At 59.6% G+C, this 25,169-nt stretch carries 23 protein-coding genes and 2 tRNA genes; 12 read left to right on the forward strand and 13 right to left on the reverse strand.

Annotated elements, in window-relative coordinates; translation table 11 throughout:
• Positions 1–20 precede the first annotated feature (20 nt).
• From HQN82_RS05655 to yajC, 3 genes are all read right to left on the reverse strand, one after another.
• Positions 21–413, reverse strand: a complete 393-nt coding sequence (locus HQN82_RS05655; RefSeq protein WP_173614635.1) for an Mth938-like domain-containing protein — start codon at positions 411–413, stop codon at positions 21–23.
• Entirely contained in the window at positions 413–2,977 is a 2,565-nt protein-coding gene (gene secDF / locus HQN82_RS05660) for a protein translocase subunit SecDF (protein ID WP_004441909.1), read from the reverse strand. Before secDF ends, HQN82_RS05655 begins: the two co-directional genes overlap by 1 nt.
• Before the next feature lie 80 nt (positions 2,978–3,057).
• Positions 3,058–3,405, reverse strand: coding sequence for a preprotein translocase subunit YajC (yajC, locus tag HQN82_RS05665; RefSeq protein WP_004441911.1), 348 nt, complete (start codon positions 3,403–3,405; stop codon positions 3,058–3,060).
• A gap of 207 nt (positions 3,406–3,612) precedes the next feature.
• On the opposite strand from yajC, the gene HQN82_RS05670 reads away from it, so the two are divergent.
• Together HQN82_RS05670 and fdhA are read left to right on the forward strand one after the other, a co-directional pair.
• Complete coding sequence (locus tag HQN82_RS05670; protein ID WP_112765821.1) at positions 3,613–4,485, forward strand: ATP-binding protein; 873 nt, start codon at positions 3,613–3,615, stop codon at positions 4,483–4,485.
• A 160-nt stretch (positions 4,486–4,645) separates the two neighbouring features.
• Positions 4,646–5,836 carry a formaldehyde dehydrogenase, glutathione-independent gene (gene fdhA, locus HQN82_RS05675; protein ID WP_004441915.1) on the forward strand — a complete coding sequence of 397 codons (1,191 nt, stop codon included), beginning with the start codon at positions 4,646–4,648 and terminating at the stop codon, positions 5,834–5,836.
• A gap of 86 nt (positions 5,837–5,922) precedes the next feature.
• Here fdhA and HQN82_RS05680 read toward each other — a convergent pair whose 3' ends face one another.
• Positions 5,923–6,579, reverse strand: coding sequence for a TetR/AcrR family transcriptional regulator (locus tag HQN82_RS05680; RefSeq protein WP_037092812.1), 657 nt, complete (start codon positions 6,577–6,579; stop codon positions 5,923–5,925).
• Positions 6,580–6,690: 111 nt separating this feature from the next.
• Here HQN82_RS05680 and HQN82_RS05685 point away from each other — a divergent pair, with 111 nt between their 5' ends.
• Positions 6,691–8,085, forward strand: a complete 1,395-nt coding sequence (locus HQN82_RS05685; RefSeq protein WP_173614636.1) for a cytochrome P450 — start codon at positions 6,691–6,693, stop codon at positions 8,083–8,085.
• Between the two features lie 50 nt (positions 8,086–8,135).
• Here HQN82_RS05685 and HQN82_RS05690 read toward each other — a convergent pair whose 3' ends face one another.
• Both HQN82_RS05690 and cysE read right to left on the reverse strand, forming a co-directional pair.
• Entirely contained in the window at positions 8,136–8,339 is a 204-nt protein-coding gene (locus HQN82_RS05690; protein WP_003524869.1) for a DUF3126 family protein, read from the reverse strand.
• Between the two features lie 140 nt (positions 8,340–8,479).
• Positions 8,480–9,304, reverse strand: a complete 825-nt coding sequence (cysE, locus tag HQN82_RS05695; RefSeq protein WP_004441918.1) for a serine O-acetyltransferase — start codon at positions 9,302–9,304, stop codon at positions 8,480–8,482.
• A gap of 69 nt (positions 9,305–9,373) precedes the next feature.
• On the opposite strand from cysE, the gene HQN82_RS05700 reads away from it, so the two are divergent.
• Positions 9,374–9,520 carry a hypothetical protein gene (locus HQN82_RS05700; protein ID WP_004441921.1) on the forward strand — a complete coding sequence of 49 codons (147 nt, stop codon included), beginning with the start codon at positions 9,374–9,376 and terminating at the stop codon, positions 9,518–9,520.
• On the opposite strand, the gene HQN82_RS05705 is transcribed toward HQN82_RS05700, so the two are convergent.
• On the reverse strand, positions 9,505–10,281 hold the full coding sequence (locus HQN82_RS05705; RefSeq protein WP_004441923.1) for an alpha/beta fold hydrolase: 777 nt from the start codon (positions 10,279–10,281) through the stop codon (positions 9,505–9,507). The two genes, HQN82_RS05700 and HQN82_RS05705, sit on opposite strands and share 16 nt — an antisense overlap.
• Positions 10,282–10,451: 170 nt before the next feature.
• Between HQN82_RS05705 and HQN82_RS05710 the strand changes: the two genes are divergently transcribed.
• Positions 10,452–10,697 carry a zinc-finger domain-containing protein gene (locus HQN82_RS05710; protein WP_004441925.1) on the forward strand — a complete coding sequence of 82 codons (246 nt, stop codon included), beginning with the start codon at positions 10,452–10,454 and terminating at the stop codon, positions 10,695–10,697.
• A gap of 28 nt (positions 10,698–10,725) precedes the next feature.
• A complete protein-coding gene (locus HQN82_RS05715) occupies positions 10,726–11,907 on the forward strand; it encodes an FAD-dependent monooxygenase (RefSeq protein ID WP_173614637.1) in 1,182 nt (393 codons plus the stop codon).
• A gap of 2 nt (positions 11,908–11,909) precedes the next feature.
• Here the strand turns inward: HQN82_RS05715 and HQN82_RS05720 are convergent, their stop codons facing one another.
• On the reverse strand, positions 11,910–13,097 hold the full coding sequence (locus HQN82_RS05720; RefSeq protein ID WP_112765825.1) for a cystathionine beta-lyase: 1,188 nt from the start codon (positions 13,095–13,097) through the stop codon (positions 11,910–11,912).
• 376 nt (positions 13,098–13,473) lie between these two features.
• Between HQN82_RS05720 and HQN82_RS05725 the strand changes: the two genes are divergently transcribed.
• The 6 genes from HQN82_RS05725 to HQN82_RS05750 all read left to right on the forward strand — a co-directional run bounded on the left by HQN82_RS05725 (position 13,474) and on the right by HQN82_RS05750 (position 18,692).
• Positions 13,474–14,496 (forward strand): amino acid ABC transporter substrate-binding protein, encoded by a 1,023-nt coding sequence (locus HQN82_RS05725; RefSeq protein ID WP_004441929.1) that lies wholly within the window; start codon positions 13,474–13,476, stop codon positions 14,494–14,496.
• Between the two features lie 106 nt (positions 14,497–14,602).
• The gene (locus HQN82_RS05730) at positions 14,603–15,799 is read left to right on the forward strand and encodes an amino acid ABC transporter permease (RefSeq protein ID WP_004441931.1); all 1,197 of its coding nucleotides are present in this window, start codon (positions 14,603–14,605) and stop codon (positions 15,797–15,799) included.
• 2 nt (positions 15,800–15,801) lie between these two features.
• Positions 15,802–16,959, forward strand: a complete 1,158-nt coding sequence (locus tag HQN82_RS05735; RefSeq protein ID WP_004441933.1) for an amino acid ABC transporter permease — start codon at positions 15,802–15,804, stop codon at positions 16,957–16,959.
• A 12-nt stretch (positions 16,960–16,971) separates the two neighbouring features.
• Positions 16,972–17,745: an amino acid ABC transporter ATP-binding protein gene (locus tag HQN82_RS05740; RefSeq protein ID WP_004441935.1), complete on the forward strand. Its 774-nt coding sequence runs from the start codon at positions 16,972–16,974 to the stop codon at positions 17,743–17,745.
• A gap of 350 nt (positions 17,746–18,095) precedes the next feature.
• Positions 18,096–18,170, forward strand: a tRNA-Glu gene (locus tag HQN82_RS05745).
• A 447-nt stretch (positions 18,171–18,617) separates the two neighbouring features.
• Positions 18,618–18,692: transfer RNA gene (locus HQN82_RS05750), tRNA-Glu, on the forward strand.
• Positions 18,693–18,820: 128 nt separating this feature from the next.
• Here the strand turns inward: HQN82_RS05750 and recJ are convergent.
• From recJ to HQN82_RS05775, 5 genes are all read right to left on the reverse strand, one after another.
• Entirely contained in the window at positions 18,821–20,629 is a 1,809-nt protein-coding gene (recJ, locus tag HQN82_RS05755; protein ID WP_234904873.1) for a single-stranded-DNA-specific exonuclease RecJ, read from the reverse strand.
• Between the two features lie 103 nt (positions 20,630–20,732).
• The gene (locus HQN82_RS05760; protein ID WP_022556200.1) at positions 20,733–20,957 is read right to left on the reverse strand and encodes a hypothetical protein; all 225 of its coding nucleotides are present in this window, start codon (positions 20,955–20,957) and stop codon (positions 20,733–20,735) included.
• A gap of 187 nt (positions 20,958–21,144) precedes the next feature.
• Positions 21,145–22,455 carry a homoserine dehydrogenase gene (locus HQN82_RS05765; RefSeq protein ID WP_173614638.1) on the reverse strand — a complete coding sequence of 437 codons (1,311 nt, stop codon included), beginning with the start codon at positions 22,453–22,455 and terminating at the stop codon, positions 21,145–21,147.
• A gap of 61 nt (positions 22,456–22,516) precedes the next feature.
• The gene (locus tag HQN82_RS05770) at positions 22,517–23,737 is read right to left on the reverse strand and encodes an LL-diaminopimelate aminotransferase (RefSeq protein ID WP_112765827.1); all 1,221 of its coding nucleotides are present in this window, start codon (positions 23,735–23,737) and stop codon (positions 22,517–22,519) included.
• Positions 23,738–24,039: 302 nt separating this feature from the next.
• Positions 24,040–24,999 (reverse strand): nucleoside hydrolase, encoded by a 960-nt coding sequence (locus tag HQN82_RS05775; RefSeq protein WP_004441945.1) that lies wholly within the window; start codon positions 24,997–24,999, stop codon positions 24,040–24,042.
• Between the last annotated feature and the right edge of the window lie 170 nt (positions 25,000–25,169).

Raw genomic sequence — 25,169 nt, forward strand, 5'->3', positions numbered from 1 at the left:
TCCCCGCGCGGAGCGTTACGTCAGCCTTCGACGGCAATCAACGCCGCAGCCACGGCGCGCGATTCCGAAAGCATGATATTGTAGGTGCGTACGGCGGCACCCGTGCTCATCGGATCAATGGAAATGCCCGCTTCCTTGAAAGCCGCGCGCAGCTCCTTCGGCAGAACCCGCATACCATCTCCCGTGCCGATCAGCAGCACTTCGATATCCTGCGCTTCCGCCAGAACCTTTTCGAAATGCCCGACGCTCAGTTCTTTGGCGTCAACGAGCTCCCACCCGAAAATGCCCGAAGGCAGGAGCAGAAGCGAGCCTCGATGCGACATGTCGGCAAAGCGGAAGCCGCCATTGCCATAAGCATCTATGGGCGCCCGGCCGGGAAAATGGGCCGGGCGTATTTCGATCCCGCCGGCCATCAGACGGCAGGCTTGCCGCCGATGGCGTTGCCGGACTTTTCATCCTTCTCGTCTTCCGCATCCTTGCTATCAGGACGAAGCTTGAAGGCGATCAGCACCGGAGCGGCAATGTAGAGCGACGAGAACACGCCGATACCGACACCGAAGAGCATGGCGAAGGTGAAGGAGCGGATGACCTCGCCACCGAAGAGGTAGAGCGCGAGCAGCGCCAGAAGCACGGTCAAGCCGGTGAGGATGGTACGTGACAGCGTCTGGTTCAGCGACACGTCGATAATCATCGACAGCGGCATCTTCTTATAGCGCCTCAGGTTTTCGCGGATACGGTCATAGATGACGACGGTGTCATTCAGCGAATAACCGATAATCGTCAGGATCGCCGCGATACTGGTGAGGTTGAACTCTATCCCCAGGAACACGAAGAGGCCGATTGTGAAGACAACGTCGTGCACCATCGAAATGACGGCGCCGAGCGCAAACTGCCATTCGAAGCGAACCCAGATGTAGATCATGATCGCCGTCATGGCGAGCAGGATGCCGATCGTGGAGGTGAAGGTGAGGTCACCGGAAACGGCGGGGCCGACAACTTCAACGCGGCGGAAGTCATATTTGTCCTCAAGCTCGCCGCGCACCATGGTGATGGCGGATTGCTCGGCATTTTCGCCGCCTTCCTGCGCCTGAATGCGGATGAGAACATCCTGCGGCGTACCGAAATTCTGAGCCTGGATTTCACCCAGGTTGAGCTGGTTCAGACGATCGCGGATATCGGCCAGATCGGCCTCACCCTGCTTGGCACGGACTTCGATGACGGAGCCGCCCTGGAAGTCGATACCGAGGTTCAGACCCTTGGCGATGAAACCGCCAACGCAGGCAAGCATGATGACGCCGGTGATCATGAACACCACGCGACGGTAGCGCATGAACGGGATGTCGCGACCATCGAACATGGCGGTACGAACGCCCTTCGGCAGATGCTTCGGACGGCTGCGACGAACCCAGTAACCGAACATCCACGCTGTCAGTGTATAGGCCGTGAAGACGGTCGTGATGATACCGACGGCCAGCGTAACCGCAAAGCCCTTGACCGGACCCGTGCCCATGTAGAACAGCACGCTCGCCACGATCAGCGTCGTCAGGTTGGCGTCGATGATGGTCGCAAAGGCGCGGGTAAAGCCATTATCCAGTGACTGGATCAGTGGTTTGCCGCTTTTCACCTCTTCGCGTATTCGCTCGTAGATCAGAACGTTGGAATCGACAGCCATGCCGATGGTCAGGACGATACCGGCGATACCCGGTAGTGTCAGCGTCGATCCGATCACGCTGAGGACGGCCAGCAGCATGATGACGTTGACCACAAGAGCGATATTCGCCAGCAGGCCGAAGAAGCCATAGAACACGAACATGAAGATGAGGACGCCCACGGCGCCAATGGCGCTTGCCGTCAGACCGGCGGTAATGGAGTCGTTACCGAGGCTCGGACCGACGGTACGCTCTTCAACCACCGTCAGCGTCGCCGGCAGTGCACCGGCGCGCAGCAGCACAGCAAGGTCGTTCGCGCCCTGCACCGAGAAATTACCTGAAATCTGGCCCGAACCGCCAATGATCGGCTCACGGATGACAGGCGCGGAAATGACCTGGTTATCGAGCACGATGGCGAAAGGCTTGCCGACATTCTGCTGCGTCGCCTGCGCAAACCGCTGCGCGCCGCGGCTGTCGAAGCGGAAGGTGACGACGGGTTCATTGGTCTGCTGGTTGAAGCTTGCCTGCGCGTCGACGAGATTGTCGCCGGAAACGAGCGCACGGCGCTCCACGAGATAGGGAACCGGCGGATCGTCCTGCGAATAGAGAACCTCGGACGTCGCTGGCGGACGGCCGTTCATGGCTTCCTGCACCGGCATGGTGGTGTCAACCATGCGGAAGGAGAGCTTTGCCGTCTGGTTGAGAAGTGACTTCAGGCGCTGCGGATCCTGAAGACCAGGCACCTGCACGATGATGCGGTCGGAACCCTGACGCTGGATGAGCGGCTCGGTCGTGCCGACTTCGTCAACGCGGCGGCGCACGACTTCGATGGACTGCGAAACGGCTGATGACAGGCGGTAATCGATGCCCTCATCCGTGAGATTGAGACGCAGCAGATTGTCGCCACCATCATTCATCGTCACTTCGGTAATGGAGCCGCCGACCAGCGTACCGGCGGATACCGGCTGCGTCAGGTCGCGAAGTGCGTTCTTGGCGGCTTCCAGCTGCGCCGGATCGCTGATGCGGACCTGAATCTGCTGGCCGTTGCCGGTCAAGCCCGAATAACGGATGTTGGCATCGCGAAGCTGCGTTCGCACATCGCCCACGATGGTTTCGAGCCGTTCCTTGACGATGTCGGAACGCTCGATCTTGAGCATGATGTGGGAACCGCCCTGAAGGTCGAGACCGAGCGTTACCTTGTTGTCCTTGTACCAGGCAGGCATGCCCTCCAGCTGTTTGTCCGTAAACAGATTGGGAGAGGCGATGACGACGCTTGCCAGCACAAGCAGCCAGATGAAGACTGTTTTCCAACGGGAAAAATGAAGCATTTCGATCTCGGTCAGGGTTGGGGTCGCGATCTGCGCAACCCGTCAAAATTCGCAATCGGGCATTCGGTTGTCCGGCAGGATCAGGAAGCGGCTTCCGTCTTGACCACTTCGCCCTTCACGCGCACTTCGGCAATGTAAGCACGGGCAGCGCGGATTTTCACGCCTTCGGCGATTTCGACTTCGAGTTCACTGTCATCGATGACCTTGGTCACCTTGCCGACGATGCCGCCGCCGAGAACGACCTGATCACCGCGGCGAATATTGGTCAGCGTTTCCTGGCGCTTCTTCATCTGTGCGCGCTGCGGACGGATGAGGAAAAAATACCAGACCACCATGAGCGGCGCAAACAGGAAAAGCATTTCAAGGCCGGAACCCAGCGCCGACGTGCCGCCCGCTGCATCCTGGGCAAAAGCTTGACTAATGAACATATAAAACTCCTCAACGATTACGGCACGACCTCGTATGCCGCCCCAGCTTTCAAGCCGCCGGAATATAGTGGGGAACGCCGGGATTGCAACAGATGCAGGGCCCTCGCCGTACCGATTCCGGACCTCTTAACCTTTATGGGCGCCAAACACCATGCTAGGCCGGGCGCAAAACAGACTTTTGAACATCAGACAAGCGGAAGAAACACCATGATTCGAGAAGAAACGGCCTCCCTGCTTCTTTCAGAACTGCGCCGGCTCACCGATGCCGTCGAACGGCTGGCGGGACCGGCGCCCGCCGTAAACGACTGGAATGCGGCGGATTGTTTTGTCTGGGCGCCGCTGAACTCTTTCCTGCAGCCTGTTCCCCGCCCCAACCGCATCGCGTTGAAACTCATCCGCGGCGTCGATCATGTCCGCGACATTCTCCACGAAAACACGCTGCGTTTCGCGGAAGGTTTCGCCGCCAACAACGTGCTGCTGTGGGGTGCGCGCGGCATGGGCAAGTCTTCGCTGGTGAAGGCCGTTCACGAAGATGTGCGTGCGGCAAGCGGTGTTTCGCTCAAGCTGGTGGAAGTGCACCGCGAGGACATCCACACCCTGCCCGCCCTGCTCGACATCCTCAAGGCCTCGGGCCAGCGCGTCATCGTTTTCTGCGACGACCTCTCCTTCGACCATGACGACACCGCCTATAAATCGCTGAAGGCAGCGCTAGACGGCGGCATCGAGGGACGTCCTGACAATGTGCTGTTTTATGCGACCTCCAACCGTCGCCATCTTCTGCCGCGTCACATGATGGAAAACGAGCAGTCCACCGCCATCAACCCATCCGAAGCGGTTGAGGAAAAGGTGTCGCTCTCCGATCGCTTCGGCCTCTGGCTCGGTTTCCACAAATGCGGTCAGGAAGATTATCTGACGATGATCGACAGCTATGCCACGCATTTCGATCTGGGTCTCGACCGCGACACACTGCATCACGAGGCGTTGGAATGGGCAACCACCCGCGGCGGCCGCTCAGGCCGTGTCGCCTGGCAATATATTCAGGACGCCGCCGGCCGCCTCAGGAAACCGCTCGACAGATAACACCACCGTGACATCGGGCGAAACGCGGTGTCGTTACGACCACACCGCGTGTCGTATTCCCGAACGCCACATCTCCCCTCTCATGGTTTGCTGCACCCATGAAGTCATCTGCCCGCGGAGGAGCGGACAGGTACGGTGTTCAACCATGGAGGAGATGGATATGAGCAGGAACAGAGGCGTCGTCTACATGCGGCCGGGTCAGGTCGAAGTCCGCGACATCGACGACCCGAAGCTTGAGGCGCCGGATGGCCGGCGCATCGAGCACGGTGTCATTCTCAAGGTGATTTCCACCAATATCTGCGGCTCCGACCAGCACATGGTGCGCGGCCGCACCACGGCGATGCCGGGCCTCGTTCTCGGTCATGAAATCACCGGCGAAGTCATCGAGAAGGGCATCGATGTTGAGATGCTGCAGGTTGGCGACATCGTTTCCGTGCCGTTCAACGTCGCCTGCGGCCGCTGCCGCTGCTGCAAGTCGCAGGATACCGGCGTGTGCCTCACGGTGAACCCGTCCCGCGCCGGCGGCGCTTATGGCTACGTTGACATGGGCGGCTGGATCGGTGGTCAGGCGAAATATGTCACCATCCCCTATGCCGATTTCAACCTGCTGAAATTCCCGGATCGTGACAAGGCGATGTCGAAGATCCGCGACCTCACCATGCTCTCCGACATTCTGCCAACCGGCTTCCACGGCGCAGTGAAGGCCGGTGTCGGCGTCGGCTCCACTGTTTATGTCGCCGGTGCCGGCCCGGTCGGCCTCGCGGCTGCCGCCTCCGCCCGCATTCTGGGTGCTGCGGTCGTCATGATCGGCGATTTCAACAAGGATCGTCTTGCCCACGCTGCGAAAGTCGGCTTCGAACCCGTCGATCTCTCGAAGGGCGACCGGCTGGGCGACATGATCGCCGAGATTGTCGGCACCAACGAGGTGGACAGCGCCATCGACGCGGTCGGCTTTGAAGCGCGCGGCCACGCAGGCGGCGAACAGCCGGCGATCGTTCTCAACCAGATGATGGAAATCACCCGCGCCGCCGGCTCGATCGGCATTCCAGGCCTTTATGTCACCGAAGATCCGGGCGCGGTGGATGATGCTGCCAAACAGGGCAGCCTGTCACTGCGTTTCGGCCTCGGTTGGGCGAAGGCGCAATCCTTCCACACCGGCCAGACACCGGTGCTGAAATATAACCGCCAGCTCATGCAGGCGATCCTGCACGACCGCCTGCCGATTGCCGACATCGTCAACGCCAGAATCATTGCGCTCGACGATGCCGTACAGGGCTATGAGAGCTTCGACCAGGGCGCAGCCACCAAGTTCGTGCTCGATCCGCATGGCGACCTGCTCAAGGCGGCCTGACGCCTGCACCGGAAAACCGGTGTAATGAAACCGCCCGCTATAAACGGGCGGTTTTCCATTGGCGCAAATGTCCCCTGTCGGAGACACTATTTCTCGCCTTCTCCCAGTGACTCCAGCTCGGCCATTGCCTCGGAAGAAAGATAAGGCCTGAACAGACTGGATACCTGCCGCAGCCCCCACTCCAGTTGCTGCGACCCGAATTCGCTGACACCTTCCTGCAGATTAAGATAGGACGCCCAATAGGTCGAGACGATCCACAAATTCGTCAAAACCGCCTCGCGCTCCGGTTCGGGAATGTCCACCAGCTCCGCATTCTGCATCCGCGTGACGATGTGGCCGACCGCCAGACGCATGGCGGCGCTTATGGTTCGGACGGGCTCCACCAGCCCCGGTGCCAACGCCACCAGACCGACAAGATCGCGAAAAAGGAAGCGGTAGTTCCAGACGAGAGAGAACCACTGCCGCAAAAAGCCGGCATAAGTCGCCGCAGCCGCCTCGTCCGCTCCGTCAACAGTCGCGACGAGCGCCAGCGCATCGTTTTCGAAGCGGGCGAACAGGGCAAGGACCAGCGATTCCTTGGTGCGGAAATGATAATAGAGATTGCCCTCGTTGATTTTCACATCGCCGGCGATTTCGGCCGTTGTCACACGGTCCGGGCCACGTTCGTTGAAGAGACCGAGTGTAACATCTAGAATTTTTTCACGTGTCAGGGATCGCCCCGGCCGTTTCGCGCCGTTCATCATAGAAATTTCACCCCACCATTGAAAATTAAGGCGTACACCTTAAATTACCGGTATAAGGTAAACACCTTAACAGCATGTTGCCATTGTTCAACGCGCATAAAGGACCCGCAGATGACCGACACCGGCCTTCGCAACCCCTCGCCCGAGGCGATCGGGACACAAACCGTATCGAAGCTCGCCACCGCGCGTCTCGCTCTCTCCATTATCCGCAATCCGTTGAAGGCGTTGCCGCCGGAAATCTTTCATGAACCGGCGGTTTTCACTCGCCTTGGCGATACGATGCGCGTGCATCTCGCCGACCCGGTTTTGATCCACGAGGCTCTGGTCAAGAACGCCCATCTGCTTGGCAAGGGTGAAGATGTGCGGCGCGTCCTCGGCCCGGCCCTCGGTCAGGGACTTCTGACCGCCGACGGGGACCATTGGAAATGGCAACGGCAATCCGTCGCAGGCGCTTTCCGCCACGAAAAGCTGTTGGATCTGCTTCCGGTCATGATCGAGACGGCACGACGCACGGAAGCGCGCTGGCGCTCTCCTTCCATTGGTGACATCGACGTGGGCCACGAAATGATGCGAACCACGTTCGACATCATCGTCGAAACGATGATGTCCGGTGGATACGGAATTGATGTTGCGCGGGTCGAACAGAGCATTACCGATTATCTTAAACCAACAGGCTGGACCTTCGCGCTCACCATGCTGGGGGCGCCGGAATGGCTACCTCATCCCGGCCGGCGCAAGGCCCGGATCGCCGTCGGTTATCTGCGCGAAAGCCTTGCGAAGGTGATTGCCGGACGGCGGAAAAATGCATCCGAAAGGAACGACCTCGTCTCGATGCTGCTGGAGGCCAGGGATCCTGAAACCGGACGCATGATGACCGACACGGAAATCGTCGACAATCTCCTGACATTCATCACCGCCGGCCACGAAACGACGGCGCTCGGTCTCGCATGGACGTTTCATCTTCTGTCGAAGAACCGGGAGACGGAGAGAAAAATTCTCGAGGAAATCGACACCGTCACCGCCGGTGAACCGGTCGCGGCGGAACATATCGCCGGCCTGACCTATACCCGACAGGTGTTCTCGGAAGCGATGCGGCTTTACCCGCCAGCTCCGGTCATTACACGCACGGCGCTTGAAGACTTCAGGCTCGGCGGGCATGATATTCCGGCGGGCACCGTTCTTTACGTGCCCATCTATGCCGTGCACCGCCACGCCGCCTTGTGGGACGAGCCCGAGCGCTTCGATCCGTCGCGCTTCGAACCGGAAAAGGCGAAGGCGCGCCACCGCTATGCCTATATGCCATTCGGGGCGGGACCCCGCATCTGCATCGGCAATGCTTTTGCGATGATGGAAGCCGTGACGATCCTGGCCGTTCTTCTGCAAGGCCTTCACCTGGAAAACAGGTCAACGGCAACTGCGGCACCGCTGATGCGGGTAACATTGCGGCCGGAAAGTCGCCTGACGATGCGGATCGTGCAACGGAAAAACAAATCGCCCGCGGCGTGAACCACCGCGGGCGATGAATGGAGGCCCCCTGGGTCACCGAACGGTGACGATCACAGGTCGACGTCGAGGATCGCCATCGAGAAATTGTAGGAACGGTCGCCGTCTTCGTCATCGATGTAAACGACGCCGAGAAACTCTTCGCCAAGATACACTTCGGCGGAATCGTCCTTGCGCGGACGCGCCTTGACCACCATCGTCGGGTTGAAGGTACGCTTGAAGTAGGCGTCGAGTTTTTTGATTTCGTCGGCTTTCACCACTATTCTCCTGTGCGGTTCGCGTTGGCCCGCTTTTGGCATGGGACAAAGGCCAAAGTAAAGTGAAAGCGGCAGGTCATCCGTGTCTTCCACACGGACGACGGCAAAAACCCGGCCACCTGTCAACGCGACAGTGCCGCTCAGATATCGGCTCCGATGAGCTGGTCCATCAGGCGCGAGGGTTCAGAACACCCTGCTTCTCCCACCACCCGCGCCGGCACGCCGGCAACCGTGGTCTTCGGCGGAACCGGCTTCAGCACTACAGATCCTGCGGCGATGCGCGAGCAGCTGCCGATTTCGATATTGCCGAGGATTTTCGCCCCCGCGCCGATCATCACACCGTTGGCGATCTTCGGGTGACGGTCCGCCCCTTCCTTGCCGGTGCCGCCGAGGGTGACGCCATGCAGGATGGAGACATTATCGCCGATGACTGCCGTTTCGCCGACCACCAGCCCGGTGGCGTGGTCGAGGAAGATGCCCTTGCCGATGCGTGCTGCGGGGTTGATATCGGTCTGGAAAATGCTCGAAGACCGGCTCTGCAGATAAAGCGCGAAATCCTTGCGGCCTTTCTGCAGCAGCCAGTGGGCAAGCCTATGGGTCTGGATGGCCTGGAAACCCTTGAAATAAAGCAGCGGTTCCATGAAGCGCGTGCAGGCCGGATCGCGATCGTAAACGGCCTGGATGTCGACACGGAGAACGCTTCCCCATTCCGGCCAGTCATCCAGCATGTCCTGGAAGGTCTGACGCAACAGCACGGCCTGTATGTCCGGATGGTCGAGAAGTTCGCAGATACGGTAGATCACACATTCTTCGAGAGACCGGTGGTTGAGGATCGTCGAATAAAGAAAGGCTGAAAGCAGCGGATCCTGTGCGGCGGCGCTGCGCGCTTCATGCAGCAGGCTGCCCCAGATCGGGTCGACGATCGCCAGCTGTTCAGGCTGACGGGCCTCGGTACGTGCGACCATGAACGGTCTCCTCGTTTGCAGTGGTCGTTCTTTATACAGAAAAAGACGTGCATTAGAAATGGGATTCGAATGACGACTTTAAAGGCGGCACGGCTTCAGTTTTTCTTCATGCAGCTTGAAAAACCGTTTCTTGCCGAACTGCGCTTTGCCGCGCTTCTGCGCGGAAAGCCTGCCCCGTTTTTCCTCGAAAATGCGTCAACTCAGAACGAACGGTAGAAATCCAGCACCGCCGCCTTGAACACGCGGTCGCCGACGGCCAGCATGTGGTCGCGGCCGGGAATGTCGATCGCCCGCGCGTGCGGCATGATGGCAGCGAGCTCTTCACCGGAGCCGGCAATATCGTCCTTCGTTCCGACCGCGATCAGCGTCGGCGCATCTATCTTTGCCGCCTGGTCGCGTGTGACGAGAACCCGCGATGTCTCGATGCAGGCGGCAAGCGCCAAGCGGTCGCTTTTCGTCTGATCGGCAAAGGCTCGGAACATGCGGCCGCGCTCATGGGTCACGACATCGAGCGAAGGCGCGAGAAGCGCCTCTGCGATCGGGTCCCAGTCGCCCACACCTTCGACCATGCCGATACCGAGCCCGCCGAAGACCAGAGAACGCACGCGCTCGGGATGCGCCATGGCCAGGAAGGCGGAAATGCGTGCACCCATGGAGTAACCCATCACATGCGTCTCTGCGATGCCGAGATGGTTGAGCAGCGCCACCGCATCTTCGGCCATGACGGACGGATAATAGGCCTCCGTATCATGCGGCTTGTCGCTTGCGCCATGGCCGCGATTATCGATGGCGATCACCCGGTAGCCGGCATCTCCCAGCGTCTTCAGCCAGCCGGGATGGACCCAGTTGACGTTGGCGCTGGATGCAAAGCCATGGATCAGCAAAACCGGGTCTCCCGCCGGATCGCCTTCGTCAAAATAAGCGAGGCGAAGGCCGTCATGGAAAAAATCGGAAAACTGCGGCGTGTTGAGATTCATCAAGGACATCCTTTTTGCCGGACCATATGGCAGGAATTAGCAATGTTGAACATGTTTTGCTGACGATTTTTATGGAGATGCAATGCGTTTGAGGCTACATATCCGCAACGACGAGCCGGCATGCGAAGCCGGATTGCGGCTCTACAACGATATTGCATTTGGAGACGAACATGGCCGGGCATACCATTCCCCACTTCCAGAACGATGGCGGACACCGCATGATCGAGATCGGCGTCAAGGAATTCATGTGCACCGGCGCTTCCGTTCCTTACGATCATCCGCATATCTTCATCGATATGGGCGACGACAATGAGAAGGTCTGTTCCTACTGCTCCACCCTTTATCGCTACAACCCGTCGCTGAAGGCCGAGCAGACCAATCCTCCGGGCTGCGTTTTCCACGTGAAGGCTGCCTGACCTCCACTTTTCCTGATCGGGGCGCATCATGCCCATAAAATCCGTAGCCATTATCGGTGCCGGCATTGCCGGTCTCACCGCTGCCCTTTCTTTTGCCCGGCACGGTATAGACTGCGACATCATCGAACAGGCCGGCGAACTGACGGAAGTGGGCGCCGGCCTGCAGATTTCGCCCAATGCCGCCCGCATTCTCGCCACGCTTGGCGTGCTGCCTGCCATCGAGGCGCGCTGGACCGAGCCCGTCAGTGTCGAACTCGCCTCCGGAAAATCGCTCGCAACGCTGCTCTCCCTGCCTGTGGGCGCGGTGGCGCGTACACGCTGGGGCGCACCCTATGGCGTGCTGCACCGCTCCACCCTGCAAAGCGCACTTCTCCAGACGGTGACAGACAATCCGCTATGCCGGTTGCATCTCGGCAAACGCATCGAAAACGCGACGGCCGATGTGATTGCCGCAACCACATTCCGCGACCATGATCTGATTGTCGGCGCGGACGGTGTCTGGTCGGCGGCCCGCTTTGCCGTTCCTGCCGCTCCCACCGCCACCTTCTCCGGCAATGTCGCCTGGCGCTTCACCGTTGCCGCCAATGCCGTGCCGTCGGCCATCAACAAAAGCGCCGTCACGGCCTATCTCGGCTCGGGTGGCCATATCGTCGCCTATCCGCTGAAAGAAGTCGGCGGTTTCAACATCGTCGCCATCGCGCTGGGCGCCGATCCCGGCGCGACGTGGCGGGCGGAATCGAGCGGGCGGCAGAAAGCCCTGCTTCTTGAACAGTTTCGCGGCTTCAGCCCTGACATCGTCCGGTTGCTCGATTCGTCCGAAAACCCGACCTTCTGGCCGCTTTATCAGGCCGGCGCCGGCCGCTGGCACAATGGCCGGGACGCGGTGCTGATCGGCGACGCAGCGCATGCCATGATGCCGTTCGCCGCCCAGGGGGCAGCCATGGCGATCGAGGATGCGTTTGAACTCGCGGGAACCATGGTGGGCAGCGATGCTGCAGCCACCCTGCCCGCGCCGCAGGCTCTTGCCGCCTTCGAGGCCCTGCGCCTGCCGCGCATAGAAAAGGCCCGCAAGCGGGCCTCTCTCAATCGTTTTGCCTATCACGCCACAGGCCCGGTGCGTATCGCGCGGGACTTCGTGTTTTCCACGCGTCCCACCGACGCCTTCCTGAAGGACTTCGACTGGCTCTACGGCTATCGCGCCAAGGGCTGAGATCAAACCGCGGCCGCGGCTGCAAAGCCGGCCTCGAGGTCCTTCTTGAGATCGGCGACATCCTCAAGCCCGATCTGCAGGCGGATGACCGGTCCCTCCGAGGGACCCTTGGCGATGGTCCTGTCGACAAGCGAGACCGAAACGGCAAGCGATTCGTAGCCGCCCCAGGAGTAACCGAGCCCGAAAAAGGTCAGCGCATTCAGGAACGCGGCCGCCGTCTGCTTGTATCTGCCTTCTTCCGACTTCAGCACGAAGGAGAAGACGCCGCTTGCTCCCTTGAAATCGCGCTTCCACAGATCATGCCCTGCAAAGCTCGGCAGCGCCGGATGCAGCACGCGCACGACGTCGTCCCGGCTCTCCAGCCATGTGGCGATGTCGAGCGCGCTTTTCTGATGGTGCGCCAGCCTGATTCCCATCGTGCGCATGCCGCGCAGGATCTGATAAGCATCGTCCGAAGTGACGCAGATCCCGAGATTGGTATTGGCCTGATAAAGCGCCTTCCAGTGCTTTTCATTGGCCGAGACGAAGCCCATCAGCACATCCGAATGGCCCGAGGGATATTTGGTGGCAGCGTGGATGGAAACATCGACGCCAAAATCCAAAGGTTTGAAATAAAGCGGCGTCGCCCAGGTATTGTCCATCGTCACAACGCAATCATGCCGATGAGCGATATCGGTGATCAGCCTGACATCCTGAATTTCGAAGGTGTTGGAACCCGGCGCTTCCAGATGCACCAGCTTCGTGTTCGGCCGGATGAGAGCCTCTATGCCCTCCCCGATGGCCGGATCGTAATATTCCACTTCGACACCCAGCTTCTTCAGCATCGTATTGCAGAAGCGACGTGTCGGAAAATAAACGGAATCGACGATCAGCGCGTGGTCGCCAGCGCCGAGATAGGCAAGGAACGGGACCGTGATGGCCGCAAGGCCCGAAGGCACGAGAATGGTTCCGGCAGACCCTTCCAGCTCATTGACAAGATTGCAGAGCGCATCGGTCGTCGGCGTGCCGTGGGTGCCATAGGTATATTTCTGGTTTTCGGTCGAAAGCGTCTCCGCGTCGGGAAAAAGCACCGTCGAGCCACGCACGATTGGCGGATTGACGAAACCGAAACAGTCCGCGGGATCATTGCCGCCATGGGTGAGGCGCGTATTCACACCTGCGGCGGAAAGCAGGTCATTTGTCTTGGTCATTTCAGATCAGCTTTCGAAGGAACATTGACGCGTGCGACAATGCTGAGAGCGAACCGCAAGGTCAAGTCCCGCCGGGACGCAACAACCGACGGGATTGATCCATCGCCAGCCAGAATACAACAAGTATACAAATACTGTGCAAGTGCAAATTTCCGCAAAAATATGCTTATATTTTCACCCTTTGCACACTTCACGACCAAATTTTGGAAAATTCCGTTTTATAGGCACAATTATTGCCCGCACGTCTTGACCCCGCTGCCAATTGCGATTGTGATAGAAAAAGCGGATCGAAAAGATCTCGCTGAAGGGGGAGCTGGGGCAGAACAAACATGCCGGTCCTCTTCCAAGTGACGATAACAAACAAAGGTTGGGAAAAATGAAAAAGGCAATTCTGTCGGCCGCCATCGGCGCAGCAGTTTTGGGAGGAGCCTCGGTCGCTTCGGCTGCGACGCTTCAGGATGTGAAGGGCAAGGGTTTCGTCACCTGCGGCGTCAGCGCCGGCATTCCGGGATTCTCCAATCCCGATGACAAGGGCGAGTGGTCCGGTATCGATGTGGACTATTGCCGTGGTATTGCCACAGCGGTTTTCGGCGATCCTTCGAAGGCCAAGTTCGTCGCACTTTCGAGCAAGGACCGATTCCCGGCTCTCCAGTCCGGTGAAGTCGACGTTCTGACCCGTAACACCACCTGGACGATCAGCCGCGACACGTCGCTGGGCTTCAACTTCCGTACCGTCAACTACTACGACGGCCAGGGCTTCATCGCCAAGAAGAGCCTCAACGTGAAGTCCGCTCTCGAGCTTTCCGGCGCCGCCGTCTGCGTACAGACCGGCACGACCACGGAGCTCAACCTCGCCGACTACTTCAAGACCAACAATCTGCAGTACAACCCGGTGGTTTTCGAAAAGGAAGCCGACGCGACCTCTGCTTATGATGCCGGCCGTTGCGACGTCTACACCACTGACCAGTCGGGCCTTTACGCGATCCGCCTGAAGCTGAAGAACCCGGAAGAAAACATCGTTCTGCCTGAAGTCATCTCCAAGGAGCCGCTTGGTCCGGCCGTTCGCCAGGGTGACGACCAGTGGTTCGACATCGTCAGCTGGGTTCATTACGCCATGGTCAATGCCGAAGAACTTGGCATCACCTCCAAGAACGTCGACGAGCAGAAGAACAGCGCAAATCCGGACGTGAAGCGCCTGCTCGGCACGGAAGAAGGCACCAAGATCGGTACCGATCTCGGCGTGACCAATGACTGGGCCTACAACATCATCAAGCTGGTGGGCAACTACGGCGAAGTCTTCGACCGCAACGTCGGCGCCGGCTCGCCGCTGAAGATCGAGCGCGGCCAGAACGCGCTCTGGACCAAGGGCGGCCTGCAATACGCACCGCCGGTCCGTTGATCGGCCCCATCATCGGCTAGATCATAAGGAGGCTGGGCAACACCCGGCCTCCGCTTCAAATTATATAAATAAGCTCGCAAAGAGCATATAAAAGGGAAAGGTGCCTATGGCAGGCAACGCGGTCAGTTCGCAACGATCGCGCGCGCAAAGCGCGTCGTCACTTATCTACGATCCACGCATACGCGGCATTTTTTACCAGGTCCTGACGGTCGTCATCCTGGCCGCCTTCGTCTGGGTCATCGTGACGAATACGATCACCAATCTTCAACGTTCAAACATTTCATCCGGCTTCGGGTTCCTCAACGGACGCGCCGGCTTCGACATCGGCCAGTCGCTGATCGCTTATACCAGCGATGCGACCTATGGCCGGGCGCTGCTCGTCGGCATTCTCAACACGATCCAGGTTGCGTTTTTTGGCATCATCGCCGCCTCGATCATCGGTTTCATCGTCGGTATCGCCCGGTTGTCCAACAACTGGCTGATCTCGAAGCTCGCGCAGGCCTATGTGGAAATCTTCCGCAACATCCCGCCGCTGCTCGTGATCTTCTTCTGGTACAAGGGCGTCATCTCGGTCCTGCCGCAGGCACGCGAATCGCTCGAGCTGCCGCTCGGCACCTACCTCAACAATCGTGGCTTCTTCTTTCCGAAACCGCTCTGGGGGGACGGAATCTGGCTCGTGCCGCTGGCCTTTCTTGTCGCCGTCGTCGTCAGCGTGCTTGTTTACCGCTGGGCGAAAGCCAGACAGGAAAAAACCGGACAGCAATTCCGCACCGGAATAACGATAACGCTGCTCGTCATCGGATTGCCGCTCGCCACGTTCCTCGCAATCGGCGCGCCGCTGACATTCGATTACCCCATCGCCGGACGCTTCAACCTTTCGGGCGGCGCCGTCGTCGCGCCTGAATTCATGTCGCTGTTCCTGGCGCTGTCCTTCTACACTGCCTCCTTCATCGCCGAGATCGTTCGCGGCGGCATCAAGGCCGTGGCGAAGGGGCAGACGGAAGCTGCCGACGCGCTTGGGCTTCGCTCCAGCACCACGACACGTCTCATCGTCGTGCCGCAGGCCATGCGCATCATCATTCCGCCGCTGACAAGTCAGTTCCTCAACCTCACCAAGAACTCGTCGCTTGCGGTCGCCGTCGGCTTTGCCGACATCGTCTCCGTTGGAGGTACGATCCTGAACCAGACGGGTCAGGCGGTTGAAGTCGTTGCCATCTGGCTGGTCATCTATCTCTCGCTGTCCCTGCTCACGGCCGTCGTCATGAACTGGTTCAACGCGAAAATGGCTCTGGTGGAGAGATGACGATGACGATCAGCAACCACGCCTTCGTGCGCCAGACCATTGAGGAAGCCCGCCCCGCGCCATCGAGCGCGGTGGGCGTAACCCACTGGCTGCGTACCAAGCTCTTCGCCACGCCCAAGGATACGGTGCTCACCGTCCTTGCTATTGCCCTCCTCGTCTATATCGTGCCGCCGATCATCGAGTGGCTGTTTATCGACGCGGTTTGGACCGGCAGCGACCGTATTGCGTGTCTCACCGCTTCACAGGGCGGCGCGCTTCCGGACGGACAGTCCGGCGCCTGCTGGGCCTTTGTCTCGGCCAAGCTCGGACAATTCGTCTTCGGCCGTTACCCCATTGACGAGCGCTGGCGTCCCATCCTCGTGATGGTGACGTTCGCGATCCTGTTGGTCCCGATGCTCATTCCCAAGGCGCCGTTCAAGCGTCTCAATGCGCTGGCGCTCTTCATCATCCTGCCCTTCATTGCGTTCTTCCTGCTCATCGGCGGCGTCTTCGGCCTGCCAAAGGTGGAAACGCAGCTCTGGGGCGGCCTGATGGTCACGCTCATCCTGTCCTTCTTCGGGATAACGGTGTCGCTGCCCTTCGGCATTCTTCTGGCGCTCGGCAGACGCTCGAACCTGCCGGTCATCAAGATGCTCTGCGTCCTCTTCATCGAGGTCATCAGAGGCATCCCGCTGATCACCGTCCTGTTCTTCGCCAGCATCATGCTGCCGCTGTTCCTGCCCGACGGCTGGACTTTCGACAAGTTCCTGCGTGCGCTGGTCGGCGTGTCGCTGTTCTCCTCCGCCTATATGGCGGAAGTGATCCGCGGCGGCCTGCAGGCCATTCCGAAAGGACAATATGAAGGTGCGGACTCGCTCGGCCTGAATTACTGGCAGAAGACGAGGCTGATCGTGCTGCCGCAGGCGCTGAAGCTCGTCATTCCGGGCATCGTCAACACCTTCATCGGGCTTTTCAAGGACACGTCGCTGGTCTCGATCATCGGCATGTTCGACCTGCTCGGTATTGTCACACTCAACCAATCGGATGCGAACTGGGCCACGCCCGTCACCGCCATGACTGGCTATATTTTCGCAGGCTTCGTATTCTGGATATTCTGCTTCGGCATGTCGCGATATTCGCTGTTCATGGAACGGCACCTCGACACCGGGCATAAACGATAAGGGACGCTCAAAATGGCAGAAACCCAGGCAAAAAAACTGACCGTCTCGGCGACGGACGTCGCAATCGAAATCACCGGCATGAACAAATGGTACGGCGATTTCCATGTGCTGCGTGATATCAACCTGAAGGTCATGAAGGGCGAGCGCATTGTCATCGCCGGTCCTTCCGGGTCGGGCAAATCGACCATGATCCGCTGCATCAACCGTCTGGAAGAGCACCAGTCGGGCAGCATCGTCGTTGATGGCATCGAGCTTACCAACGACCTCAAGAAGATCGACGAGGTGCGCCGCGAAGTTGGCATGGTGTTCCAGCACTTCAACCTCTTCCCGCATCTAACGATCCTCGAAAACTGCACGCTGGCGCCGATCTGGGTTCGCAAGATGCCCAAGAAGGAAGCCGAAGAAGTCGCGATGCACTATCTGAAGCGCGTGAAGATTCCCGAGCAGGCGCATAAATATCCGGGCCAGCTTTCCGGCGGTCAGCAGCAGCGTGTGGCGATTGCCCGCTCGCTCTGCATGAAGCCGAAGATCATGCTCTTCGATGAGCCGACCTCGGCGCTCGACCCGGAAATGGTCAAGGAAGTGCTTGATACCATGGTCAGCCTCGCAGAAGACGGCATGACCATGCTGTGCGTGACCCACGAAATGGGCTTTGCGCGTCAGGTCGCAAACCGCGTTATCTTCATGGACCAGGGCCAGATCGTCGAACAGAACTCACCCGCCGAATTCTTCGACAATCCGCAGCACGAGCGTACCCGCCTGTTCCTCAGCCAGATCCTGCATTGAGACCATCATCTTAAAGCATCATCGGACGGGGCCTTTGGGCCCCGTTTTTTTATGACGACAACCCAGCACCAGATCTGGCGTGATCTTTGGCTTTTCATGACGCTGCGCTTCTCACGTCCCGGAGTCACTTGAGTGAATCACTGCCCACCAACGCGTTCCCACACATCATTCTCTTCCGTTAGAAGCGCAAAACCGCGGGACCCAGCACGCTTTAACCTTTTGTTACGAAACAAGAATCCTTGTTTTCCAGGGCTTCTGGCCACCCATGTCATTTTTTTGTCAAATCATGCGTTTTTCCGCTTGCGGAGCAACCGGAGCCTGACTATAAGGGCGCCACACCACAAGCGCACGCGCCCTTCGTCTATCGGTTAGGACGTCAGATTTTCATTCTGAAAAGAGGGGTTCGACTCCCCTAGGGCGTGCCACTTGCTTTGCTGGTTACCTCCCACACGACGAAATCATTCGATAAAATCGCAATAATTCCAGCATCTCATCATTGCTGCGGAACCGATTTGCCGTCGGCACGTTAGATGCCTGTCCCCCCGATGGAAGGCAAGCCGGACGAAATGCCGCCGCGCAATTCACCCGGCTTGCCTTTCCCCTCCCCCAGATCATCAGGAAGTCCCGAGCTTCGGCAGAGCGTTGCCAGCTCAACGGCCACGATGCTGGGCTTTGCCCACTTGCACCGCTTCGTCGCGTCCCGTGCCGCGCGAGATTGGAGCGGTAATTCAAGGATTTGGGCCGGTCCGACCGGGTTTTCCACAGCCCGTTCCGCCCTGCCAAAAAAACTCGCCGCAAAGCGAAAAAAATCAGTTTTTCCGCTTGCGGAGCAACGGGAGCCTGACTATAAGGGCGCCACACCACAAGCGCACGCGCCCTTCGTCTATCGGTTAGGACGTCAGATTTTCATTCTGAAAAGAGGGGTTCGACTCCCCTAGGGCGTGCCACTTGCTTCTTCCTTAAAATCAGCAACATAAACGAAAATCTTCACGCATCGCGTAAAGATATCCTGTTGTAGTGCGTAGATCAGCGACAACCGTTGGCCGGTGACAGTCGAGATAGATTGGTGGCCCTTTCAGGGCGCGAAAGCGGCGTCCAGAACACGCAGTTGAACCCGCCTTTGCCCCTGCCAGAGATCGGCGCCAACAGTACCCGCGACGTGAATATTCCGTCCGCGGGCATTCATGAGCATCTGTCCCAGGGGCGCCTCGGCGGCGCGGAACGCGATTCCGTCCAGCCGTGAGCCATCCATGGCCTCCAGCGTGATCTTGACGTGGGATGTGCCCACCAGCCGCACATCACGCAGGCGATGCGCCGGAACGGCAAAGATCGGCTGAGAATGACCGGAACCATAGGGACCGGCCTGTTCCAGCTGGTCGACAAGCTGCAACGTAGCCCCCGAAGCGCCGATGGCGCCATCAATCTTCAATACGCTGCTCTCCACCAGCTCGTTTACGGTCTTTGCCGCGGCTTCTTCGAAAAAGGTCCTGAGCTTGCCGAGATTGGCGCGCTCAACCGTGAGGCCTGCCGCCATGGCGTGACCGCCGCCCTTGACCAGCAGGCCGGCCTCCACGGCAGCGCGCACCATCCGCCCCATGTCGAAGCCGGCGATCGAACGGCCGGAGCCGGTGCCCTTGCCGGAGGGATCGAAGGCAATGGCAAAAGCCGGGCGGCGGAAGCGATCCTTCAGGCGCGAGGCCAACAAGCCGACAATGCCGGGATGCCAGTTTTCACGCGCGGTGACGATAACACCGGCACCCGAGCCGTCGCCATATTCGAACAGGGCCTCCGCTTCGGCCTCCGCCAGCATCGCCGCTTCCATCGCCTGTCGCTCGCGGTTCAGCTCGTCCAGCCGCTCGGCAATCACCTCGGCCTGCGAGGAATCATCGATCGTCAACAATCGGCTGCCAAGCGCAGCGTCGCCAATACGCCCCCCGGCGTTGATGCGGGGTCCGATCAGGAAACCGAAATGATAGGGTGTCACAGGCCCGCCCAGCCCCGCCTTCTTGAACAGCGCGGCAAGGCCGGCATTTTTCATGTGGCGTGCGGCAATCAGGCCCTTCACCACATAGGCGCGGTTCAGCCCTTTCAGGGGAACCACATCGCAGACCGTCGCAAGCGCAACGATGTCGAGCAATGACAGCAGATCGAGCGTGAAGGCCTGGCGGTGCCGCCTGTCCTTGAGAACGCGAAGCGTGGCGACGAGCACGAGGAACACCACGCCGGCGGCACAGAGATGCCCCTGCCCCGACAGATCGTCCTCCCGGTTGGGATTGACCAGCGCCACCGCCGGCGGCAGTTCCGTACCCACCTGATGGTGGTCGATGACCACAACGTCCGTTCCTGCCTCTTTTGCCGCCTTGAGCGATTCATGGCTGGTGGATCCGCAATCGACCGTCACGATCAGCGTCGCGCCATTGGCGGCCAGCTGCTGCATCGCCGCCGGGTTAGGCCCGTAACCCTCGAAAATTCGGTCGGGAATGTAGATCTCGGGCGTCAGCCCGAAATGTGCAAGAAACCGGTACATCAACGCGGAGGAAGCAGCGCCGTCGACATCGTAATCCCCGAAGATCGCCACCTTCTCACCCGCTTCAATGGCGCGCACAAGCCGCTCGGCGGCCTTCTCGCAATCGGTCAGCACATGCGGGTCGGGCATCAGGGAGCGAATGGTGGGATCAAGGAACGCCAGGGCATCGTCCACCCCTACACCGCGCCCGGCGAGCACCCGGGCGATCAGTTCCGGAATACCGTGGACCTGGGACATGGCCAGCGCACGGTTCTGCCCGGCCTGATCCAGCCGAGACACCCACCGCTGTTCTGTTGCCGACCGCTCCACGCTTAAAAATGCGCGGGCCACGGTATCGGCCGGCTCCATCATTACCATCCTGTCCATTCGTCCTGTCATTCGCGCCAACAGGCGCTCTAATGGTTAGAACGGGCTAAATGGCGATGCTGCGTTTTTCAAGCAAAAACGCGCCTTGACGAAATCACGTCGAGAAAATCGAGAAAAAAGGGCTGACAATCGAGACGGCCGCAACAAGCAGCAGCAGCGAAAATACCGCGAGCGAACACCAGTTACGCTCATATTCGGCCATATCGAATTCCATGCTGCGAATATTGTCATTGGCATTATGCGGCCGCGCCCGGTGATGGCTCGCCGGAGCGCCCTGGCGCTTGTTGTCCTTGAACAGGATGATCGATGTCACGGCCACGCCTCCCTCGCTTGGTGAACACGATTAACCATAAGGCCGAATCGCCCTGCTTTCCAGCGCTTCACGCACCGTCCCCTCAAATTTTGCGGCCGCCAGACCGCAGGAAGGCGCCGGTCCCCCAAGCAACAAAAAACCGCGTTTCCGGATGGAAACGCGGTTTTTGATCTCACGACAGTAGCGTCGCGCTTCAGGTCCGCTCGATGCGGATGACCTGGGGCTCGCTGACGAGATATTTCTCGTTCTTGATCGCTTTTACCGCCTTGCGGATCGCATCTTCCATTGTCGCGTGCGTAACAAGGATGATTGTCTGCGGCGCGCCTTCCACGTGCACGCGCTGGCGCTGCACGATGGATTCCAGCGAAATGTTATTGTCAGCCATGCGGCTGGCGATGGAGGCGAACACACCGGCCTGATCCTTCACCGTGAGGCGGATGAAGTAACCGCCCTCGTGGCTCTTCATCTTGGCGCGGCGATAGTCCGTCAGCGATTTCGCTGGACGGCCGAGCACCGGCACACGCTGTGCACCGGGACGGCTCTTGGCGATATCGGCGATATCGCCGAGCACGGCGGATGCCGTGGCGTTGCCGCCGGCGCCGGGTCCGACCATCAGCAATTCACCGAGAATGTCGGATTCGATCGCCACGGCGTTGGTGACGCCATCGACCTGCGCGATGACGGAATCAAGCGGCACCATGGTCGGATGGACGCGCTGCTCGATACCGGATTCGGTGACCTGCGCCACGCCGAGAAGCTTGATGCGATAGCCTAGATCGGCAGCCGCCTGGATGTCCTCGATCGAAATATTGGTGATGCCTTCGAGATAAATGTCGTCGGCAGCGATCTTGTTGCCGAAGGCAAGCGTGGTCAGAATGGAAAGCTTGTGCGCGGTGTCGTTACCTTCGATATCGAAGGCGGGATCAGCCTCTGCATATCCCAGCCGCTGCGCTTCCTTCAGACAGGCCTCGAAGGACAGGCCTTCTTTCTCCATCTTTGTGAGGATGTAGTTGCAGGTGCCGTTCATGATGCCGTAGATGCGCGTCACGTGATTGCCGGTCAGCGATTCACGCAGGGCCTTGATGACGGGAATGCCGCCAGCGACCGCCGCCTCGAAGTTCAGAAGCGCGCCCTTGTCTTCGGCAACGGTCGCCAGTTCGACACCATGCTTGGCCAGCAGCGCCTTATTGGCTGTCACCACATGGAGACCGCGCGACAGCGCTGCCCGCACCGCATTTTCGGCCTGTCCGGAAGCACCGCCGACCAGTTCGACAAATACATCGATGTCGGCTTCGCTCGCCATCTGTTCAGGCGTGTCGAACCAGGTAATACCCGTGAGATCAATGCCGCGGTCACGCGAACGATCACGCGCGCTCACCGCAATAATCTCAATTGCGCGTCCGCAGGTAATCGCAAGTTCGTTGCTTCTCTGCTGGAGGATGCGCACGAGCGAAGCGCCGACAGTGCCGAGCCCCGCTATGCCGATTCTCAATGAATCTGCCATGGGTATGTTCCTGATTGCTGGTGATGGTGGCGGCCGAGACCCGGCCGCCCTGGGTTTGCCCTTATCTGTGGGCGTTGAGCGAAACGACGTTGTGCATCGTTTCGTCTGCGGTCGACAGGAAACGCTTCAGATTGCGCGCTGCCTGACGAATTCGATGCTCGTTTTCCACGAGCGCGAGACGGACGTAATCATCGCCCATCTCGCCGAAGCCGATGCCGGGAGCAACGGCGATATCTGCCTTCTCGACCAGGAGCTTGGAGAATTCCAGGCTGCCGAGATGGCGGAATTTTTCCGGGATCTTCGCCCAGGCGAACATGGTGGCCGCCGGCGGCGGTACTTCGAAGCCCGCCTTGCCGAAGGTGTCGACCATGACATCGCGACGGCGGCGATAGACATTGCGCACTTCGGCAATGTCCGAGCCGTCACCGTTCAGTGCATGGGTCGCAGCAACCTGGATGGGTGTGAAGGCGCCGTAATCGAGATAGGACTTCACGCGGGTCAGCGCCGCGATCAGCCGCTCGTTGCCAACGGCAAAGCCCATGCGCCAGCCGGGCATGGAAAACGTCTTCGACATGGAAGTGAATTCCACCGCAACGTCGATCGCACCGGGAACCTCGAGAACGGAGGGCGGCGGATTGCTTTCGTCGAAATAGATTTCCGAATAGGCAAGGTCGGAAAGCACGATGATCTCGTGCTTCTTCGCAAAGGCGATGACGTCCTTGTAGAAATCGAGCGACGCGACATGCGCCGTGGGGTTCGAAGGATAATTAACGATCAGCGCCAGCGGCTTCGGAATGGAGTGGCGCACGGCGCGTTCCAGCGGCCCGAAGAAGCTTTCATCCGGCTCGACATTCATCGAGCGGATAACGCCGCCCGCCATCAGGAAGCCGAAGGCATGGATCGGATAGGTCGGGTTCGGACACAGGATCACGTCACCCGGCGCGGTGATGGCCTGCGCCATGTTGGCGAAACCTTCCTTGGAGCCGAGCGTGGCGACGACCTGCGTGTCGGGGTTCAGTTTAACGCCGAAACGGCGGGCATAATAGGCCGCCTGCGCGCGGCGAAGACCGGGAATGCCCTTAGACGAGGAATAACGATGGGTACGCGGGTCCTGAACGACCTCGCAAAGTTTGTCGACGATGGCCTTCGGGGTCGGAAGGTCGGGATTGCCCATGCCGAGATCGATGATATCGGCCCCGGCCGCTCGCGCGCTCGCTTTCAAACGGTTGACCTGTTCGAAGACGTATTGCGGCAGACGCCGGACCTTGTGAAACTCTTCCATCTCTTTCCTCATGGGAATGGACCGGTTCTTCCGGTCCATAACGAAGGTTCGTTTTTGTTGTTAAACGCCGCCGACACGAACCGACCCGGCAGGCGTTATTCATTGTAGCGCAAAGCAGGGGAAAACCCACAAGGGTTTTCTCGGGCCAACGCCGCCTAGCGGTGATCCGCCCGTCCTACCGGCACCGCCTTTTCAAGCCCTCCGGCAAGGCGGATCGCGCACTATGATCAGGGAACTTGCATAACGCCAGATTCTGGGAAAATGCAAGGCAAGCCATGCTCAAGAACGGCCATTCCTGTCGTTCAGCCGCGCTCACCCTTCACAATTGCCGCGCGGATGACCGAAAGCACGCGCTCCGGCTTGATATCCGTGCAGACCAGCTGGCTCGGATGCCCATCCCAGTCGCCCGGCGGAAAGGCGCGTCCGTCTGGCTTCTGGATGGTCTGGCCGTCGGCAAGGCCGCCGCAGACGACGCGCACCGGGCCGCTGCGGGTGGTAAACAGTTCCGGCGCGACGAGATAGACACAGGCGCAGCTGTCGTGCACCACCATGCCGTCACCGGTGCGGGTCTTGTAGAAATCGATGTAGAATTGCGACAGGTCCGAAAGCAGCTGCACCGGCTTGCCGCCCGCCTCTGCCATCTCAGCCATGAAGGCGCTGGTCATCACGGTTTTTGTCGTGACATCGAGACCGACGACAACCACGCGCCACGGCGCGGTGAAGACAAGATCGGCCGCTTCCGGATCGCCATGAATATTGGCCTCGGCCGCCGGCGAGACATTGCCGTTGATGTCGAAGGCGCCGCCCATGACGATGACTTCCTTGACGAGCGCCGCGAAATCAGGTTCTTCGCGCAAAGCCAGCGCCAGATTGGTCATGCGGCCAACGGCAATAAGCGTCACTTCACCGGGATTGGCCTTAACGGTCTCGATGATGAAGCGATGCGCGGGCCGCGGGTCGAGCGGCAGGTCGATGGTCGCTGGAATGTCGATATCGCCAAGGCCGTTTTCACCATGGATAAAGGTCGGCCAGTGGCCTTCCTTGCGGGCCGGATCGAAGGTCACGCCCGCCCCTTTCGCGACCGGCGCGGTCATCTGCCATTCCCGCTTGAGGAAAAGCGCATTGCGGGTGGTGATGTCGATAGGCGCGTTGCCGAAAACGGTGGTGACGCCGATCAGATCGATATCGGGGTGGCGGTGCAGGAACAGAAGCGCCATGGCGTCATCCACACCGGGGTCCGTATCGAATATCACTTTATGCATAATGCCCTCATCCACATGTGTCAGGCGCCATCCGTCGTTCCGGCGACGCGCCACGGAAACATAACGATAAGCGGCAGCACCGCAATCCCCCGGCGCCCCTCAGACCATACAGAAAAATATTGCGTGACCGCGTTTTCGGTGAAAGAAGGGGCCTCTCCTTCCGCCTGCCC

This window comes from Agrobacterium pusense (genome assembly GCF_013285525.1).
GTDB classification, from domain to species: domain Bacteria; phylum Pseudomonadota; class Alphaproteobacteria; order Rhizobiales; family Rhizobiaceae; genus Agrobacterium; species Agrobacterium pusense.

What these genes read in the sequence shown, in the direction of transcription:
- fdhA (WP_004441915.1), top strand. Translation starts at nt 4,646, where the DNA reads ATGAGCAGGAACAGAGGCGTCGTCTACATGCGGCCGGGTCAGGTCGAA.
- HQN82_RS05715 (WP_173614637.1), top strand. Translation starts at nt 10,726, where the DNA reads ATGCCCATAAAATCCGTAGCCATTATCGGTGCCGGCATTGCCGGTCTC.
- HQN82_RS05720 (WP_112765825.1), bottom strand. Translation starts at nt 13,097, where the DNA reads ATGACCAAGACAAATGACCTGCTTTCCGCCGCAGGTGTGAATACGCGC.
- HQN82_RS05770 (WP_112765827.1), bottom strand. Translation starts at nt 23,737, where the DNA reads ATGGAAGAGTTTCACAAGGTCCGGCGTCTGCCGCAATACGTCTTCGAA.
- HQN82_RS05765 (WP_173614638.1), bottom strand. Translation starts at nt 22,455, where the DNA reads ATGGCAGATTCATTGAGAATCGGCATAGCGGGGCTCGGCACTGTCGGC.
- HQN82_RS05710 (WP_004441925.1), top strand. Translation starts at nt 10,452, where the DNA reads ATGGCCGGGCATACCATTCCCCACTTCCAGAACGATGGCGGACACCGC.
- cysE (WP_004441918.1), bottom strand. Translation starts at nt 9,304, where the DNA reads ATGGTCGCACGTACCGAGGCCCGTCAGCCTGAACAGCTGGCGATCGTC.
- HQN82_RS05670 (WP_112765821.1), top strand. Translation starts at nt 3,613, where the DNA reads ATGATTCGAGAAGAAACGGCCTCCCTGCTTCTTTCAGAACTGCGCCGG.
- HQN82_RS05680 (WP_037092812.1), bottom strand. Translation starts at nt 6,579, where the DNA reads ATGATGAACGGCGCGAAACGGCCGGGGCGATCCCTGACACGTGAAAAA.
- HQN82_RS05700 (WP_004441921.1), top strand. Translation starts at nt 9,374, where the DNA reads ATGACGACTTTAAAGGCGGCACGGCTTCAGTTTTTCTTCATGCAGCTT.
- HQN82_RS05655 (WP_173614635.1), bottom strand. Translation starts at nt 413, where the DNA reads ATGGCCGGCGGGATCGAAATACGCCCGGCCCATTTTCCCGGCCGGGCG.
- yajC (WP_004441911.1), bottom strand. Translation starts at nt 3,405, where the DNA reads ATGTTCATTAGTCAAGCTTTTGCCCAGGATGCAGCGGGCGGCACGTCG.
- HQN82_RS05740 (WP_004441935.1), top strand. Translation starts at nt 16,972, where the DNA reads ATGGCAGAAACCCAGGCAAAAAAACTGACCGTCTCGGCGACGGACGTC.
- secDF (WP_004441909.1), bottom strand. Translation starts at nt 2,977, where the DNA reads ATGCTTCATTTTTCCCGTTGGAAAACAGTCTTCATCTGGCTGCTTGTG.
- HQN82_RS05730 (WP_004441931.1), top strand. Translation starts at nt 14,603, where the DNA reads ATGGCAGGCAACGCGGTCAGTTCGCAACGATCGCGCGCGCAAAGCGCG.
- recJ (WP_234904873.1), bottom strand. Translation starts at nt 20,629, where the DNA reads ATGGTAATGATGGAGCCGGCCGATACCGTGGCCCGCGCATTTTTAAGC.
- HQN82_RS05705 (WP_004441923.1), bottom strand. Translation starts at nt 10,281, where the DNA reads ATGAATCTCAACACGCCGCAGTTTTCCGATTTTTTCCATGACGGCCTT.
- HQN82_RS05775 (WP_004441945.1), bottom strand. Translation starts at nt 24,999, where the DNA reads ATGCATAAAGTGATATTCGATACGGACCCCGGTGTGGATGACGCCATG.
- HQN82_RS05685 (WP_173614636.1), top strand. Translation starts at nt 6,691, where the DNA reads ATGACCGACACCGGCCTTCGCAACCCCTCGCCCGAGGCGATCGGGACA.
- HQN82_RS05725 (WP_004441929.1), top strand. Translation starts at nt 13,474, where the DNA reads ATGAAAAAGGCAATTCTGTCGGCCGCCATCGGCGCAGCAGTTTTGGGA.
- HQN82_RS05735 (WP_004441933.1), top strand. Translation starts at nt 15,802, where the DNA reads ATGACGATCAGCAACCACGCCTTCGTGCGCCAGACCATTGAGGAAGCC.